Source organism: Corynebacterium sphenisci DSM 44792, from assembly GCF_001941505.1.
Classification (GTDB): Bacteria; Actinomycetota; Actinomycetes; order Mycobacteriales; family Mycobacteriaceae; genus Corynebacterium; species Corynebacterium sphenisci.
In genome coordinates this window covers 1,051,908-1,067,748 of sequence record NZ_CP009248.1, presented here as the reverse complement: position 1 = coordinate 1,067,748, position 15,841 = coordinate 1,051,908, and the positions used below count along the sequence as shown (strand labels likewise).

General features: G+C 73.4%; 17 protein-coding genes. All 17 read right to left on the bottom strand.

What is annotated here, in order from left to right:
- Window position 1: 1 nt before the first annotated feature.
- The 17 genes from CSPHI_RS04915 to CSPHI_RS12150 all read right to left on the bottom strand — a co-directional run bounded on the left by CSPHI_RS04915 (window position 2) and on the right by CSPHI_RS12150 (window position 15,551).
- Entirely contained in the window at window positions 2-1,105 is a 1,104-nt protein-coding gene (locus tag CSPHI_RS04915; RefSeq protein WP_075691764.1) for a hypothetical protein, read from the bottom strand.
- Entirely contained in the window at window positions 1,102-2,316 is a 1,215-nt protein-coding gene (locus tag CSPHI_RS04910) for a hypothetical protein (protein ID WP_075691763.1), read from the bottom strand. Before CSPHI_RS04910 ends, CSPHI_RS04915 begins: the two co-directional genes overlap by 4 nt.
- Before the next feature lie 4 nt (window positions 2,317-2,320).
- Window positions 2,321-3,205 carry a hypothetical protein gene (locus tag CSPHI_RS04905; protein WP_075691762.1) on the bottom strand — a complete coding sequence of 295 codons (885 nt, stop codon included), beginning with the start codon at window positions 3,203-3,205 and terminating at the stop codon, window positions 2,321-2,323.
- 2 nt (window positions 3,206-3,207) lie between these two features.
- On the bottom strand, window positions 3,208-6,078 hold the full coding sequence (locus tag CSPHI_RS04900; RefSeq protein ID WP_075691761.1) for a phage tail protein: 2,871 nt from the start codon (window positions 6,076-6,078) through the stop codon (window positions 3,208-3,210).
- Window positions 6,079-6,080: 2 nt separating this feature from the next.
- A complete protein-coding gene (locus CSPHI_RS12015; protein ID WP_157118485.1) occupies window positions 6,081-6,359 on the bottom strand; it encodes a hypothetical protein in 279 nt (92 codons plus the stop codon).
- 104 nt (window positions 6,360-6,463) lie between these two features.
- Window positions 6,464-6,922, bottom strand: coding sequence for a hypothetical protein (locus CSPHI_RS04890; RefSeq protein ID WP_075691759.1), 459 nt, complete (start codon window positions 6,920-6,922; stop codon window positions 6,464-6,466).
- A 3-nt stretch (window positions 6,923-6,925) separates the two neighbouring features.
- Window positions 6,926-7,579: a phage tail tube protein gene (locus tag CSPHI_RS04885; protein ID WP_075691758.1), complete on the bottom strand. Its 654-nt coding sequence runs from the start codon at window positions 7,577-7,579 to the stop codon at window positions 6,926-6,928.
- Window positions 7,576-7,986 carry a hypothetical protein gene (locus tag CSPHI_RS04880; RefSeq protein WP_075691757.1) on the bottom strand — a complete coding sequence of 137 codons (411 nt, stop codon included), beginning with the start codon at window positions 7,984-7,986 and terminating at the stop codon, window positions 7,576-7,578. Before CSPHI_RS04880 ends, CSPHI_RS04885 begins: the two co-directional genes overlap by 4 nt.
- Entirely contained in the window at window positions 7,983-8,297 is a 315-nt protein-coding gene (locus tag CSPHI_RS04875; protein WP_075691756.1) for a DUF5403 family protein, read from the bottom strand. Before CSPHI_RS04875 ends, CSPHI_RS04880 begins: the two co-directional genes overlap by 4 nt.
- Window positions 8,297-8,653, bottom strand: coding sequence for a hypothetical protein (locus CSPHI_RS04870; protein ID WP_075691755.1), 357 nt, complete (start codon window positions 8,651-8,653; stop codon window positions 8,297-8,299). Before CSPHI_RS04870 ends, CSPHI_RS04875 begins: the two co-directional genes overlap by 1 nt.
- On the bottom strand, window positions 8,653-9,072 hold the full coding sequence (locus tag CSPHI_RS12650; protein WP_075691754.1) for a hypothetical protein: 420 nt from the start codon (window positions 9,070-9,072) through the stop codon (window positions 8,653-8,655). The genes CSPHI_RS04870 and CSPHI_RS12650 overlap by 1 nt, the downstream gene beginning before the upstream one ends.
- A gap of 74 nt (window positions 9,073-9,146) precedes the next feature.
- On the bottom strand, window positions 9,147-10,208 hold the full coding sequence (locus CSPHI_RS04860; RefSeq protein ID WP_075691753.1) for a major capsid protein: 1,062 nt from the start codon (window positions 10,206-10,208) through the stop codon (window positions 9,147-9,149).
- A gap of 20 nt (window positions 10,209-10,228) precedes the next feature.
- Window positions 10,229-10,813 carry a hypothetical protein gene (locus CSPHI_RS04855; RefSeq protein ID WP_075691752.1) on the bottom strand — a complete coding sequence of 195 codons (585 nt, stop codon included), beginning with the start codon at window positions 10,811-10,813 and terminating at the stop codon, window positions 10,229-10,231.
- A 60-nt stretch (window positions 10,814-10,873) separates the two neighbouring features.
- A complete protein-coding gene (locus tag CSPHI_RS04850; protein WP_075691751.1) occupies window positions 10,874-12,091 on the bottom strand; it encodes a VG15 protein in 1,218 nt (405 codons plus the stop codon).
- 3 nt (window positions 12,092-12,094) lie between these two features.
- A complete protein-coding gene (locus CSPHI_RS04845; RefSeq protein WP_075691750.1) occupies window positions 12,095-13,510 on the bottom strand; it encodes a phage portal protein in 1,416 nt (471 codons plus the stop codon).
- Window positions 13,510-15,123, bottom strand: coding sequence for a hypothetical protein (locus CSPHI_RS04840; protein ID WP_075691749.1), 1,614 nt, complete (start codon window positions 15,121-15,123; stop codon window positions 13,510-13,512). Before CSPHI_RS04840 ends, CSPHI_RS04845 begins: the two co-directional genes overlap by 1 nt.
- Complete coding sequence (locus CSPHI_RS12150; RefSeq protein ID WP_169840382.1) at window positions 15,120-15,551, bottom strand: hypothetical protein; 432 nt, start codon at window positions 15,549-15,551, stop codon at window positions 15,120-15,122. Before CSPHI_RS12150 ends, CSPHI_RS04840 begins: the two co-directional genes overlap by 4 nt.
- Between the last annotated feature and the right edge of the window lie 290 nt (window positions 15,552-15,841).

Here is a 15,841-nt window from a genome sequence, read left to right as displayed (position 1 = left end):
GCTACACGTCCACGGGGTACCGGAGATTGAATGTCATTACGCCGACCGTGTAGCCACCGGCGATATACGGTTTACCCGTGCCTTTCTGGCCGCTGGTGTCGGCTGCCCGGTAGGGCTCCATCCTGGCGTCGCCCATGATGGGGTTGACCCAGATGAGGCCGCGGCGCCACCCCGCCTTGACCAGCAGCTCGGCGTGCCAGTCGAAATCGCCGTCGCCGCCGTAGCCGAAGTTGTAGAAATGCCCCTGCGACCAGGTATCTTCCTGCCAATTCGCGCACGGCAGGGGCAGATCGAGGGTGACCGGGCCCTGGCCGAGGGTGGCGCCGGTGGCGCCGGGGCGGATGTGCACGAAACCGTCGAGGACGCCGTCGACGACCCGGTAGCGGGCGCTGGCGGTGCCGCCGTTTCCGAGGCCCACCAGGTGCCCGCCGGAAACGCCATTCGGGGTCGCGCTCTTGTAGTACCGCAAGCGCGGATTCCAGGTGCGCCATGGATTCGATTCGGTGAGGACGTCGCGCCACACGCCGTCATCGTCGAGGCGCTTGGTCATGTCGCCGCGGTCGGTGGAGATGAAGGTGCCCTTGCGGAGGTCGAGCAGGTGCGGCTCGGCCATCCCGTCGGCGGTGACGCGCAGCGGGCCGCCCTCGCCTCCCCAGCAGCGCAGGTCGTGGATGGTGACGCCGCCCGCCGTCCGCACAACTCGCGCGAGCAAAGCGTCATAGATCACGCCGGGGATCCGGTTGATCTGGTCGGTCTTCGGGGTGGCGGTGGCGTTGATCACCGGCATGCCGGAGCTTCGCCGCAGGGCCTTGATGGTGACCGCCTCGTCGGCCGGCTTGGACCAGTCGATCCGCAAGACGATCGCGTAGGTGCGCGAGCCCGATGACGGCGGGGCCAAGTCCACCGGCTTATTCCAGGAGTTGCTGATCCGGGTGCCCGCGGCGATGGCGTGGCCGGTGTGGATGTAGAGCTGCCCGTTCCACCAGGACAGGTGCAGATCGTCGGGCGAGTCCACGACGAATCGGGGTGCCAGGGCCTGGGCCATGTCGGCCCACTGCGGCGGCCCGATCTCTGTGTTCTGGGTGCCCAGGGCGGTGATGGTCATGCCTGTCCTCTCTCCAGCCGCGCGACCCGCTCCCCCAGGCGGGCCACGCGGCGGTGGATGCTGCGGCTGAGGCTATCGGGGGTGGCCACGACCGGGGCGATATGGAACGTGCTGGGGGTCATCGTCGCCACGATCTCGGTGATGACCTGCTCCACCACCCCGACGACCGGGAGGCTCACCTGGACGCGGTCTCCGAGCCAGTAGGTGCCCGCCCCGGCATGGCGCTGCGGCCGCCACTGCGCCGCCGGGGTCAGGCGGATGTCCGCGCTCGCCGACGCCGCCGAGTCCTCCAGCAGCTCCGCGGCCGTGGACTCCGCCGACTGCCCGCCGCGGAGCCCGCGGTAGGCCCAGCGGGTGGCCCAGGGCCGGGCGCCGCGGTCATGGGCGCGGTAGCGGAAGCCGGCGGGCTGGTCGTCGTCGGCGCCGGGGTTGTCGAGGCGCTCGCCGGTGAGGACCGCGGTGATGGTGGCGCGGCGGTACTCCAGCGCCCAGGTGTCGATGTCGCCTGCCTCGGCGGACCAGATGAGGCCGGGGCGGGCGCGCCAGGGCACGACGTCGATGAGGGCGCAGGGGGCGGTGGCGGTGATGCCGGTGGGCAGGGGGTCGCCGGGGATCCACCCGATGACGTCGAGGCGGTGCCCGGAGCCGGCGAGGGCCTCGTCGATGAGGTCGCCGGCGGGGGTGAGCTTGGAGGTGAGGGTGACGGTGCGGCCGCGGCGGTGGCTGGGCAGGACGCGGATGGGGTGGCCGGACCAGCGCACGGCGTCGACGATGATCCCCTTGACGATGTCCTCGACCGGGCCGCGGTAGCGGGACTCCTGCCGGGGCGGCTGGGACTCCAGGGTCAGGTGCGGGTCGGGGGGCGCGACGGCGGCGTCGAGGAGGGTGCGGGCGCCGGCGGCGATGACCCGGATCCGGCCGGCGACGGGGTCGCCGGCGTCCTCGACGACGCTGACCGCGGGCACGGCCAGCAGCCGCTCGGTGCCGACGCGGGCGGAGATCAGCACGCTACCGCTGGTGTCCAGCAGCGCCGCGTTGGCGGGGTCCAGGGCGCAGGTGACCTCCAGGAGGTCGGCGTCGACGGCGGACCAGCGGGCGATGGCCTTCTCGATCCGGTTGACCTTGCCGAGGGCGTCGCCGCCGTCGGTGTGCATGGTGATCTCCAGGGGATCCCAGGAGGGCCCCCAGGGGGTCTGGTAGCGGGTGGTCATCTGGTCACCAGGCCTGGGCGTGCTGCTCGGCGGCGGTGGCGATGATCGCGGCGCCGGGGGCGATGCCGTCGACGTCGATGACGACGGGGACGCGCTGCCCGGCGGGGATGGGCGCCCAGGTGCCGGAGACGAGGTGGAAGAGGGTGTCGCCGGTGTCGACGTCCCAGACGGCGCGGCGGGTCGGGTCGGTGACGATGATCATCTCGTCGCCGGAGCCGAGGGGGCCGGCGACGGCGAGGAGGTCGTCGGCGACGCCGACGCGGGCGCCGGCCATGGGGCCCCGGATCCGCCAGTTCGGCCACATCGGGCCCGCCCCGGTGTTCGTGATGTGCTTGCCGGTGGCGTGGGAGGAGGCGCCGATCTGGAGGGGCCAGCCGTGGCCGTCGTCGGTGTAGTAGAGCCGCGTCGGCGCATTCGTGTTGTAGCGGTGGGCGATCTCCTGCTCGGGGCCGGACCACCAGGGGCTCATGCACAGCAGGGGCCACAGCTCCGCGGGCCGCTCCTGGCCGCGCAGGCCCGGGTCGTAGGGCCACGTGGTGCCGGGGCTCTCCCGCAGCCGGGCGCGGCGGGTGCGCGGCGCGCGGCCCGGGCGGGCCACCGCGAGGGTGCCCTCCATGAAAGGGGAGTTCGCCTGCTCCCACCACTCGGAGCTGAGCCTGTAGTAGTCCTCGGCGTACTTGGTGTCGTCGAGGCGGATGATGAGGTCGAGCTCCGCGGGGGCGACGCGGGAGGCGGCCAGGGCGGTGTCGTCGCGGATGAGGGAGTGCCGGATCCGCGACCAGCCGAGACCGGATTGGCCGATGTCCAGCTTGACGCCGCGGTCGCCGCTGGTGAGGTCCCAGACGATGCCGCGGGGGTCGGTCCAGGTGACGGTGAGGGTGTCGTCCATGGTCAGATCGCTCCTGCCCTGATCTGCTGGCGGGTCTGCTCGGTGCGGGCCTCGCGCAGCGGGGCGTCCGGGTCGGCGGCGATGATCGTGCCGATATGCAGGCTCGCGTCGAGTCCGGCGCGGCCGGCGGCGTAGGGGCCGGCGGCGGCCGCGGCGGCGCCGGCGCGCAGCGGCCCGATGTTCGCCCGGGCGGCGCGCATCATCCGGGCGGTGGCCTCGGCGGCGTGCCCCCCGGTGTCGTCGATGCCCTGCGCAAATGCGGCGCCGATCGCCTGGCCGGAGTAGCGAACCCATCCGCGCCCCGAGAAGGGTCCCTCCTTCGCCGGGGAGAACGGGAACAGGCGGCGGGCGGCGTTGACGACGCCGCGGACGGCGCTGATGACCCGGCCGATCATCGCCTTGATCCCGTCGATGAAGCCCTGGATCAGTGCGCGGCCGGACCCGCGCAGCAGGGAGCCGAGGTTGCGCAGCGCGCCGAGCACCTTGCCGGGCAGCGCCCCGACGAGCGCCACCGCCCGCGAGATGCCCCCGGAGACGGAGTTGACGAATCCCCGCCACATCGCCCGGGCCCGGTCCAGCACCCGCCGGCCCAGGTTGACGAAGAACGCGACGACCCGGGCGACGAACCCGGCGATCGCGGCGACGACGGTGGCCACCATGGAGATGAAGCCGCCGATCACCCCGGCGACGAAGCTGACGATGAGGCCGAGGGCGCTGCCGACGAAGCCGATGATGGTGGCGAGCAGCTCCAGGAAGGCCCCGACGACCTGGGCCACGATCTCCAGGACCGGGGACAGGGCGCTGACCAGGGCGGCGATGACCTGCGCGGCGACGACGATGATCGGCAGCAGCGCGCCGAGGACCGGCATGAGCGCGCTGATGATGGAGCCGGCGACCTGGATGACGATCTCCAGGATCGGGGCCAGGGCGTCGACGATCTGGAGCAGCGCCTCGGCCAGCGGCTGGAGGTGCGGGGTGAGCATCTCGAAAGCCTCGGCGAGCAGCCCGCCGACCGTCTCGGCCAGCAGCCCGAAGATCGGGGCGATGCGCTCGATGATGCCGCCGAGCAGCCCCAGGATCGGGGTGAGCGCGCCGGCGGCGCCGACCAGGGGGCCGCCCATGGCCTCGGCGATGGTGCCGACCACCGGGGACAGCGCCCCGAAGGCCTCGGCGATGATGCCCACGGCCGGGGCCAGGGCCTCGATGACGGGGGCCAGCTGCCCGGCGACGCTGCCGAGCATCTCCCCCAGGGTCTCCACGATCGGGGCGGCGGCCTCCACGATGGCGCCCAGGGCGTCGCCCAGCGGGGCGATGGCGGGGGCGATGGCCTCCAGGCCGGCGCCCAGGCTGTCGATGAGGGTGCTCGCCGCCGGGGCCAGGGCCTCGATGAGCTCGGCGACCGCGGGGGCGACGGTGCCGCCGATGATCCCGGCGAGTTGGCCGAGCAGTGGCAGCACCGCCCCGACCGCCGACGTCATCGAGGAGAAGAACCCGGTCAGGGCCTCCTGCCCAGCAATGCTGTTCACCCATTCATTGGTGGCGTCCAGGGCCTGCCCGATCGCGCCGAGGAAGGGTGCGCCGCCGGCGCTCATCGCCGACCACACCCCGGACACCACCCCGCCGACGTCGCTGAAAACGTCCCCCAGGTCTCGGGCGGCGTCGAGGGCGTTGCGCATGTACTGCTCAAGGCTGCCGTCGGCGAAGGCGTCCTGCATGCGCGCCGACCAGCCCTCGGCGGCCTCGGCCAGGCCCGCGGAGAGCTCCTCGATGATGGGGCCGGCGGCCGCCCCGACCGACACCAGGCCGCCGACGGCGTCCATCAGGGCGTAGTAGAGGCTGGCGGCGGCACCGGAGGCGCTGTCCAGCAGCGCCGACGTCGCCGACAGGCCGGTGCCCTGCGACATGAAATCCACCAGGCCCGCGGCCGCGTTGCCCATGTCCATGGACAGCCCGACCATCGCGCCGCGCACCGGCTCGACCAGGGCCTCCAGGTCGCCGATGTTGGAGAGGTTCGCCCAGAAGCCCTGCCGCACCTCATCGCCGATCGCGGCGAATTCGCCCTTGAGGTCGCGCAGCGTGGAGGCGGCCTCCGCCATCGCCGGGGGCATATCGGCGATCGCGGCGTTGAACTCCTCGGGGCTCGCCGCCGACAGGGCGTCGCCCAGCCCGGCGGTCGCGGTCTTGAGGGTGGCCACCGCCAGGCCCGCCGCGGTGAGGCCGGCCACCGCCCCCGCCCCGGCGAGCGCCCCGAGGGGCACTAGCGCCGTGGCGGCCGCGGAGGTCATCGCCGCCAGCGGGGCGAGCATCCCGGACACCGCCACGGTCGCGGTGCCGGCCGCCCCCGCATAGGCCAAGGTCGTCGCGGACAGCCGGAGCATGCCGCCGGCGGCCACCCGGGAGGCGATGCCGGCCTGGGTCACCGCCGCAGAGAGCACCGCGCTCGCCGCGGCGGCCGCACCGGCGCCCCGGAGGTTCATCCGCACGTCGATCCGGCCGGCGGTGGCCTCGGCGGCGCGCACCGCCCGGCGCGTCTGCCCGATGAGCTCGGTGGGGTCGAGGTCGACGTCGATGTCGAGGTCGCCGGCGACGGCTTCGGCGGCGTGGATGGCGTCGCGGGCGTCGGCGGCGACTTCGGTGGCGTCGATGTCGGTGAGGATGTCGAGCTCGCCGGCTGCGGCCTGGGCGGCGGCGATGGCTTGGCGGCCGGCGCGGGCGGCGGAGTCGAGGTCGAGGTCGATGACGGCGGGGATTTCGACGCGGAGGGTGTGCTCCAGGCGCTTTAGGGTTTTCTGGAGGTCCTGGGCGAATCCTGCGGTGTCGGGGACGACGCGGACGCCGACGCGGCCGACTTCCATGCCTCCGGGGCCGGCCATGGTCAGTCCTCCGATCCGGTGGGGAAGTTCTCGGCGAGTGCGAACAGGTGCTCGAACCGGCGGCGTGCGGCGGCGTGCTTCTGCGCGTCATGGCCGGGGTAGTGCTCCCACTGGCGGAACTTTGCTTTCTCCCTGGTGAGGGCGCTGGCGATGAGGGTGCGCATCGACTCCAGGGTGTCGCGGGCGTCGAGGGCCAGGAAGTCGCCGGGCGCCCAGCATCCGCCGTGCTCCTCGCCGACCATGCGGGCGGCGAGGCGGCTTGTGGCGGGGAGGCCGTGCATGAGGATCAGCACCTCCTGGGGGTGGCGGGTGCGGACGACGTCGACGAGGGCGAGCCCGTAGTGCTCCTGGAAATCCGGGACTAGCGCCGTCGCATGCCTCCGGATCAGCTCATGGACGGCGAGGGATTTCCCAGGGCTCCCAGGAGCTTGTGGAATGCCCAGGTCATCGCCTGGTAGGAGGCCGGGCCCTGGGTGAGGAGCCATTCGGCCATGGCGTCCCGGTCTTCGGCGTTGTCGAGCAGCATCTCCTGCATGGCGCGGAGTGCCTTGCGGAGCGGCTTGACCCGGGCTATCTCCTGCTCGATGCTGAGGTCGCCGGCGTCGGCGCCGTCGAGCAGGCCGGGCGGGGCCTCGTCGAGCATCTCGGCTAGGCCGAGCTGGAGATCGAGCCGGTCGGCCGGCAGCAGGCGCGAGAAGTCCTTGAAGGCCGGCATCGCCGCGGCATCGACGCCGTCGGGGATATCGTGGTCGAACTCGACGCCGGTGTCGGCGAGCGCCGGGGAGGCGTCGACGACGGGCTCCGGGTTCGGGGCGGTGGTGTCGGGGGTGCTGGGGGTGCTCATGGGCTAGACCGTCCCGGGGGTGTCGTCGGAGTGGTCGGGGATGCCGTCGCCGTCGCTGTCCTTGGTCTCCAGGTGCGCGCCGAGGATGAAGCCGGCGCCCTCCTTCCCCGGCATGGTGAGGAAGGTGTACTTGAAGGGCAGGGCCATGAATGCCTCTTCGGAGGGCTTGATCTCGCCTTCGGGGGAGGTGGAGCCCTTCCACCAGTGGAGGCCGAGGACCTGGGTGCCGCTGACGAAAAGGACCAGGACGGCGTCCTCGACCGGCTCGTAGGTGTCCGGGCGCAGGATCCGGCCGGTGGCGCCGTCGAGCTTCGCGCCGGCACCCCAGCGGCGGCGGATGGGCTCCTCCGACCACTGGATGGGCGAGACCACGATGGACTCGGAGGAGGTCACCGCGGTGGTGCGCAGCCGGTGGTTCTCCCAGCTGCCGGCGGCCTTGCCGCCCTCGATCTCCGCGCTGATAGCGGGCATCTCGTCGAGGGAGGTGTAGCCGATCGGCTTCCAGCCCCCGGCGATTTCGCCGTCGCGGCCGGTGGCAATCCACTGCTGGATCGCGTCGAGGGTCGGGGGCTCGGTGCCAGGGTCGGCGACGTAGACGGCGCCGTGGTCCGGCATGAGCACCGCGGAGTCCTGGTAGGCGGGGAGTGTGACGGTCATCGTGATTCCTCTCGGAGGTGGAGACTGTAGATCGAGACCTGCCCGGGCCAGTCCGGGCCGGGTCGCGGCGTTAGCTCCTGTGGCTCTTGGGTGCACCGTAGGGCGCAGATGCGGTGCGGCGGGTCAAACGTGGTCGGGGTGGCCAGCATGGCCCGGGCGGCGGTGAGGTGCGCGGCCCGGGCGGCGGCCGGGGATTCGGCGAAGCTGGTCAGCACGCAGGTGAGCTGGAAATCCCACCGCACCAGCCACCCGGCCTGGGTCATGGTCGGGACGGTGACGATCGTGACCGGGAGCGCCCGGGCGCCGACGCCGGCGTCGATGGAGGTGAAAACGTCATGGTCGAGCACCCGGTGGAGGTGGCCGGCGATGAGCGCGGCGGCGTCGAGGTGGCCGTGGTCGAGGCTCATGAGCCACCTCCGGCCGCGCGGGTGAGGATGAACTGGCCGGGGACCCAGCGCAGCGCCCTCTTGCCCTGGAGGTGCCCGTATTCGATCGCGGCGGCGGCGGGATCGTCGCTGTAGACGAACCGGTCGGTGACGCCCTTCGGGCCAGCGATGCGATCCACGGCGAGGCTCGCCGCGTAGGCGCCGGAGTCCACGTGCGCGGCCGCGGCGGCCTTGGCGCGGGCGAGGACCTCCGCCGCGGCGGCGTCCAGGGCGCCCTGGACGCCGGGCATCCGCGCGATCCTGGTGCCGAGATCCCGGGCGACGTGGGCCATCACGCCACCTCCCTGGGCTGGTGCTGCGCGGTGATGAGGACGACGTCGCGGGCGGTCATCCGGCTGGCCCGGTGCCGGCGGGGGGTGCCGATGACCTCCCAGACCATCGGCCCGTCGAGGACCAGCGACAGGTCGTCGCCGGGGAATTCGGCCGCGATGAGCCGGTAGACCTCGGTGACCGCGGTGCCGGTGCCGCCGAGGCGCTCGACGTCGCCGGACGTCGCCGGCTGGATCCGGCAGGTGCACAGCACCCGATCCACCTCGACGGGCACCTGGCGGCGGGCCTCGTCGACCCGCATCTCCCGCAGCACCACCGTCACGGTGTGGGTGCCGCCGGTGGAGGCGAGCATGGCCATCACCACCACCCCCTGGGCGAGCGCTCCCCCAGCCCGGATGGCGCCGCGGCGTCGCCCCGGGTGGTCGAGACCACCCGCAGCCCGCCGGCGGCCGCGCCCGGCGCGAACCGGCGCAGCCGGCCCTGTTCACTGGGGGTGAACACCGCGGCGTCGGTGACGCTGGAGTCGAGGGCGTAGCCGTAATCGCCGTCGTTTTCCCTGGTCATGCGGTCGGGGTTGGTGTAGAGGCGGCGGGCGGCGAGGCCGATGATCGCCAGGACCGCCGCCGGGCAGGTGTCCGGCTCCCACTCGGGGCGGCCGGCGATGTCGCGTGCGGTGTCGGAGACCACGCCGATCGCCCACTCGGCCAGGCCCCGGTCGAAGACGAGGTTGTCGGTGAGGCTGGCGGCGAGTGCCTCGGGGGTGATGAGCAGTGCCATCGGGTCCTCCTGCGGGTCCGGCCCCGCCCCGCGGGTGCGGGTGCGGGGCCGGGTCGCTGGTCGGGGGCTGCGGGCTAGGGGGTGCCGCCACCGCCGGCGGCCGCCGGCTCGGTCATGGTCGCGGCGCCCTTGATCTTGACGATGCGCTGGCCGTCGAGGATGGAGGCCCCGGCGAAGAGGTCCACGACCGCCCGGTCCTGGAGGTAGTCGGGGTCGTAGTCCTGGAGGTAGCGCATGGCGAAGCCGTCGGCGGCGACGGTGGACGCGAACGCCGCGCCCCGGGGGGTGGCGGTGGTGCGGGTGACCAGGGTGATCGCGTCGCGCTGCATCGCGAAGGCGGTGCTCGGGTCGATCGTGTAGTCGGCGATGACGGTGAAGCCGTAGAGCACGCCGAGGGTGGCCTGGCGCAGAACGCCGTCGCTGCCGGCCTCGTTGACCTTGTTCAGGTTGTCGAGGCTGAGCAGCACCTCCTCGAAGTCGGCGCCGACGACGAGGACGCGGCCGGCGGCCGGGACGCCGCGCTGCGAGAGCAGCTGGTAGGCCGCCCGGATTGCGCCGAGCACCTCCTCGCGGTTCTTCGGGGCCAGGGCCTTCGGCTTGACGGTGGCGCCGACGCCGAAGCCGGCCATCTCGGTGTCGGCGGCCCGAAGCTCGGCGATGGTGTCGTAGGCGGTGCCGTTGGCGCCGACGTAGGTGCCGCGAGCCGCCTTGTCGATGGGGGTGAGTCCGTCCGGGGTGGACTGGATCGCCGCGGCGACGGCGGTGTTGACGCCCTCGGCGACGGACTGGGCCATCGGGCCGATGACCTGCTGCTCCAGGCTGGTCAGCGTGAAGGTCGCGAAGTCGTCGGGCAGCTTCACCGCCTGGTAGATCTGGTCGGAGATCTTGACCGCCGTGTGCGGCTCGTAGAGGTCCGAGTAGGTGATCTTGGTCTCCGCGGCTCGGTCGGCCTCGGTGTAGGTCCGGGCCTTGTCGAGCATGATCGGCCGCTTCACGGTCACGGATGCGCCGCGGCCGGCGATGAACTCCTGCGAGTAGTCGGTGTTCACCATGCGTGCCAGGGTGGACTGGAAGCGCAGCGCGGCCAGGGTGGACCGGGCGGCTTCCTCGGGGGTGTACAGCAGGTGGTCAGTCATGGTTTATCCTGTTCAGGGCGTTAGCGGGCGTAGATCCGCTCACCGATCTTGGCGAGGTCGCTTTCCGCGCCTGCCTGTGATCCCGGGGGGATCGAGCCGCGGTGTCCGGGTGCCTCCCTGGGCAGCCCGGGCGGGGTCGCGCGGCCGGTGAGCCCCAGGGCCTCGATGAGGCTCTGGGCGTCGGCCACCAGCTGGTCCTCGGTATCGCCCCGCAGCCGCTCGCACATGTCGAGCGGCAGCCCCGCCTGAACGCCGACGCGGACGCGCAGCGCCTCGGCCTTGGCGGCCTTGGCGGCCTCCTCGGCGGTCTTGGCGCGCTCTCGGAGATTGCGCGCCTCGCGGCGGGCCTTCTCCAGCTGCCGGCGCACGGCCGGCGGCAGGGTGGCGTCGTCATCGTCGGCGTCGTCGCCGGCGGTGTCGTCCGGGGCGTCGGCTTCGGCGTCCCGGTCGTCGGGGGTGGTCTCCTCGGCGGCGGGCGAGGTGGGGGCCTCCTGGGCCTGCTGCTCGTCGTCGGCGGAGGTGCTGGTGGTCTCCGGCTCGGCGGTGGCCGGGCCGGTGGTGGCGTCGTCGGCCGCCGCCTGGGCGTCCGCGGTGGTGTCAGCCATGGGTCGGTGTGCCTCCAGGGTCATCGACTGCGGCACCGGTGGTGCCGTCTGGCCGTCACGCTAGGTCAGCTGGGACTCGGCGTAGGCGATCTGACGCTCGATGCGCTCCAGGCGGCGGGCGATGGCGGCGGCGGGCCCCGGCTGCTCGGGGCCCTGGCCGCGGGCTTCGAGGTCGGCGAGCTCGGCCTCCATCCCCGCGCGGCGGGCGAGCAGCCCCCGGTAGGCGCGGGCGAGCTCGCCGCGGTCGAGGTCCTCGATGGGCCGGCGGGCCGGCTTGCCGGCCGCCGCCCGGGCCCGGCGGGCGCGCTCCCGGCCGTACTGCGGGGCGCTGGGCCGCTTCCCGGCTGCCTGGGCGCGGCGGCGGGCGGCGGCGTTCTCCTCACCGGGCCGGGTCCCGGATTCCCGCCAGCGCCGCCAGGTGGCCCAGGGGTCGTCCTGGCCGGAGGCGATCTCGGCCCACTGCTCCGCCAGCTCGGCGCACCCGGGCGGCAGGTCGGTGGCGTCGCGTCCGTAGATCGGCTCCAGGGTGCATCCGCACCCGTCGTGCACCATGAAGGCCCCATCCCCGCTGAACAGGGCGTTTGATGCCTTGAAGGCGTCCGACCGGTAGACCGCGCCGCGGCTGGCGAGCATGGCGCAGAACGGGCAGGGCGCGGCGTCGGGGACGCGGGCGTAGCCGATGGCCCCGTTGCGGCCGGAGTCGACCTCGTCGGAGATGACGGCGCGGCCGCCATCGGCGACGAGGCGGGCGACCTTGGCGCCCACGGCGCCGGCGGCGCGGGAGGTGGCCTGCTCGGGGTCCTCGCCGCGGGCGATGCGCCGCTTGGCGGCGGCCGCGCCGGAGGAGTGGAGGTCCCGGGCGATGCGCGCGGCGTCGGGGAGGCGGTCATCGGGATCGGTGAGCCGCGGCTGCGGGCGGTGGAGGGCGTCGGCGAGCTCGGCGCGGGGCACCAGGTGCCGGGGCGGGCGTGGCCCGTGGTCGTCGCCGGCGGTGGCCTCGTCGTCGGGCAGGTGGTCGCCGACCCGCAGCAGCTGCTTCAGCTCATGGCGGCGGAAGGCGACCAGGTAGTCCTCGGCCTGCTGCTTGGACAGCTCCCGGGAGGCCATGACGATCGGGAGGGCTTTCCGCACAAAGAGTGCCGAGGAAGCGTCAATGTCGGCGGGGTCGATCTCGGCGTGGAAGAGCCGGGTGATGCGGTCGACGACGGCGGCGGTGATCGCGGCCTGGGCGAGGCGGTGGCGCTCGGTGGCGGCGCGGCCCTCCGGCGAATGCGCCACGGGCTACTCCCCCGCGTCGTCGCCGGCGGGGCTGGCGGTGGTGGCGGTGTGCCGGCGCAGCATCGCGTCGAGCGGGTCGTCGACCCGGTCCTCGGCGACGAGCTTCTCCCACTCCTGGGTGTCGGAGCGCTCGACGCCGGGGATCCGGTGCCACAGGGCCCGGGCGGGGATGCCGAGCATCTGGGCGGCCTTGCCGAGGGCGTCGACGGCCTGGGACATGGACCGGATCTCCATGTCCTGCCAGGTGACCCGGATCAGCGGGTCCACCGCGGCGGCGTCGTGGCCGGCGATGGAGGCGGCCAGCCGCAGCATGCCGGCCCAGGCCTCGCCCGCGCTGACCTGCCGCTCCCAGACCTTCTGGGTCAGCGGCGCCCGGGCGGCGGCGAGCGCCTCGGCGGAGAGGTTGACCAGCTGGCCGGTGAGCGCGTGCGCGGGGGTCTGGGACACCGCCGCCAGGGCCTCGATGTCCGACCTCCACGAGTTCACGAAAGGATCCAGGGCGGTCGCGTCGAGGGTGCCGAATTTCGTGTCCGGCGCCTCGCTCATCAGGATGTCCTCCTGCGAGAGCCGGACCTTCTGCTCGTCGAGGGCCTGCCGGTCGGTGGCCGGGTCCCCGGTCTCCTCCGGCAGGTCGATCCCGGCGATCGTGCGGACCTTCCAAGAATTGAAGTGCTGGGCCAACAGCCGGTCGTAGCTGGTCTTATTGATCCGGGCGGCGGCCGGGATGAACGGGTCCGCCTCGCCCGAGACCCGCCCGTCGAGGTCGAGGAGGTTGGCGAAGCGGACCACGGGGGTGACGCCCACGCCGTGGAAGTCGATGCCGGTGACGTGCCAGCGCTCCGGGCCCGAGAAGGCGTCCACGCCCTCGACCGCCGAGTAGATGTGGTGAGCGTCGTAAACCCGCCACCGCCGCTGGGCGGTGGAGTGGGGCCGGCTCATCAGCTCGGCTGCGACCACGGGGTGCGGGTCGGTGGCCGCGTCCTCCCACTCCACGGCCATCCGCCGCGGCGACAGGCACCGCATCCGGGCGGACTCCACGCCGAGCAGCGTGGCCGGGGTGACCACGCCGAACGACTCGCCGTAGGCGATGAACGCTCGGTGAGCCGCGATCTGGTGCGCACCCATCCGGTTGGAGTTCCAGAGCCGCCACAGCTCGTCGACCGGCCCATCGGAGCCCACGACGTGATCGACGTACATCGCCTGGGCCACATTGGTGACGACCAGGCCCAGCCAGGGGGTCCGGGAGAGCCGGGCCAGCGCCCGGTGCTCCCGGGATGCCTTGTCCGGCAGGTCGAAGCCGGCGGTCAGCTCGGGCCGGATCCAGGAGTCGATGTTGTCGGCCCGGCGGGTCTGGGCGGCGATCTTGATGGACAGGTCGTCCAGGACCGCCGCGACCTCCTCGACGCTCATCGGCTGCATCACGCCACCCTCCTCCGGCGGGGCTTCCCTACCGGGTCCATCGACAGGCCCTTGACGGCGAGCGTAACGGCGCGCAGCGGTGCGAGCGTCACCTGAGCGGGCCCCTGGGCCCACGTCCAGGCGGTCTTGGAGGTGCCGACGAGGCGGCGGCGGGCGGTGAGCGCCGCGTCGTCGAGGAAGCCGGAGCCGTCCCGGGCGTGGAGGATGTGCGGATCGGGGGCGCCGGTGTCCGGGTCGCGCTGGGTGAGGCGATCGTAGAAGTCGGCGGTGCCGGTGGTGAGGTCGCGGGTGGTGGCCATGCTGACCGGGGTGCCGGCGGCGATGAGGTGCGGGGCGACGGCGGCGGCGCCGGAGTAGGAGTCCACGACGACGCCGGCGTGGGCGGGGTTGCGGCTGTGGGCGGCGTGCGCGGCGGCGGCGCACCAGGCGGTGCCGGCGCGCTGCTCCAGGATGTCGATCACGATGCGGCCGTCCTCCAGCTCGGCGGCGCCGGCGAGGACGGCCATGTCCCGGTCGGCGGTGACCTCCAGGGCCAGGGAGCGGCGGACCACGGCGATGCCGGCGATGTCGTCGGCGGTGATGGCGGACCGGCGCCACACCTCCGGGGCGATGACCGCGGCGCGGGCCTTGTCCGCCCAGATGCCCAACCTCTCCCTCTTGTACTGCTCCTCGTCCATGCCGCGCAGGTCAACGCCGCTGATCCAATCCCAGGACTGGAAGTATCCCAGGGACGGGTTGGAGATGCGGGCCGCCTCGACGGATCGCCAGTCCGGGCACGTGGTGAGGTCCACCGACCACTCCAGGTAGCAGAGGAAGCGCTCGGCCTCCGGGTGCTCCAGCGCGCGCTTGCGCAGCGCCTCCAGCACGGTGGAGTGCTCCATGCCGGCCGAGCTGGTGTACCAGACCTGCGGACGCGGGCGTGCGCTCAAGGTCGGCAGCAGGCTGGCGACCAGCTCCTCGGACAGCCGGAAGGCCTCGTCGAGGTAGACGGTGTCGCCGGAGAGCCCGCGGCCGCCGTCGGCGTGGCGGGCGAGGAAGTCGATCCGGTAGCCGTCCCGGTGGGCTACGGCCATGTTCTCCGAGCTGTGGGTGATCTTGACCAGGTCGCGCAGCTCGGGGACGCGGCGGATGTGCTTGACGAGGTCGCGGTGCGCGCCGGTGGCCGTCTTGAATTTATGGGCCGTGTGCACCTGCTGCTCCTCCTGGAAGAGGAAGAGCCCGGCAAGCTGGCGCGCGAGGAGCACGACGTTCTTCCCGTTCTGGCGGGGCAGCACCAGGCCGACCTCGAAGGCCGCCCAGCGGTCGCCGCGCTCGCCGAGGGCGTTGCGCAGGACGAGCTGCTGCCAGGGCAGCAGGTCCAGCCCGCAGACCGCGGCGAGGTCGATCGCGTCGTCGGCGGCGGTGGTCGTCCACAGCGGGGCGACCAAGTAGGTCGGGGTCTGCCGGCCCACCGGCTCGGAGCGGGGGACCTCCAGCGTCGGCGGCACCTCCAGCCGCGGATCCGTGGCGGCCAGCTCCTCGGTGACCACCGCGGTGGGCTTGCCCTCGGCGTCGTAGTGCGTCCCCGGGGCGTGCTCATCGGCCGGGGCGGCGGGCGCGGCGGCCGAGGTCACGCCCCGTCCCCTGCGGCGGCGGCGAGCCGGGCGGCGCGCTTGGCCTGGAGCTGGTCGAGGACGCTGGCGGGCTCATCGGCGCCGGTGGCCTCGACGCTGACGACGCCGAGCTGGCCGAGGGTCTGCCGCAGCTGTCCCTGGGCCTGCCGGGCCTCGCCGAGGAGGCCGTTGACGACGATGGGGATGCCGCCGGTGTCCGGGTCCTCCTCCCCCAGCTCGAACCACATCTGCTTGCCGCTGGCCAGGGCGCCGGCCATGCGCTCCAGGCGGTCGGCGGTGCGGCAGGCCTCTCCGAGGAGCACCAGCGCCGCCGGGGTGAGGCTGTAGTCGGCGGTGATGCTGTCCCAGAGCGCCTGGCCGCGGGCCTTGAGGTACGCCGGGGCCGGCGGCGCCGCAGCCGGGGCGGGGCCGGCTGGTGCGGTGGCCACCGCCGCGCCCCGGGTGGCCGGCGCAGCCGCGGCGGGTGCGGCCGGCCCGGTCGGGCGGGTGGCGGGTGGCCCGCCGAGGCGCCGGGCCCGGTTGTAGTCGGCGTTGGCCTGCTTGCAGCGGGGGCAGGCGTGCTCGCCGCGTCGGCGGTGGGCGGCGTAGCCGGCCCGGGTCCCGCAATTCCGGGTGATTGTCGGGTTCTTTTTCGCATTCCTTTTCGCCACGTATTCCACCGCCTTTCGCCATTCATCCGGCTGGGTTTTATTCAGGTGTCATGGGCCGTGACACACAA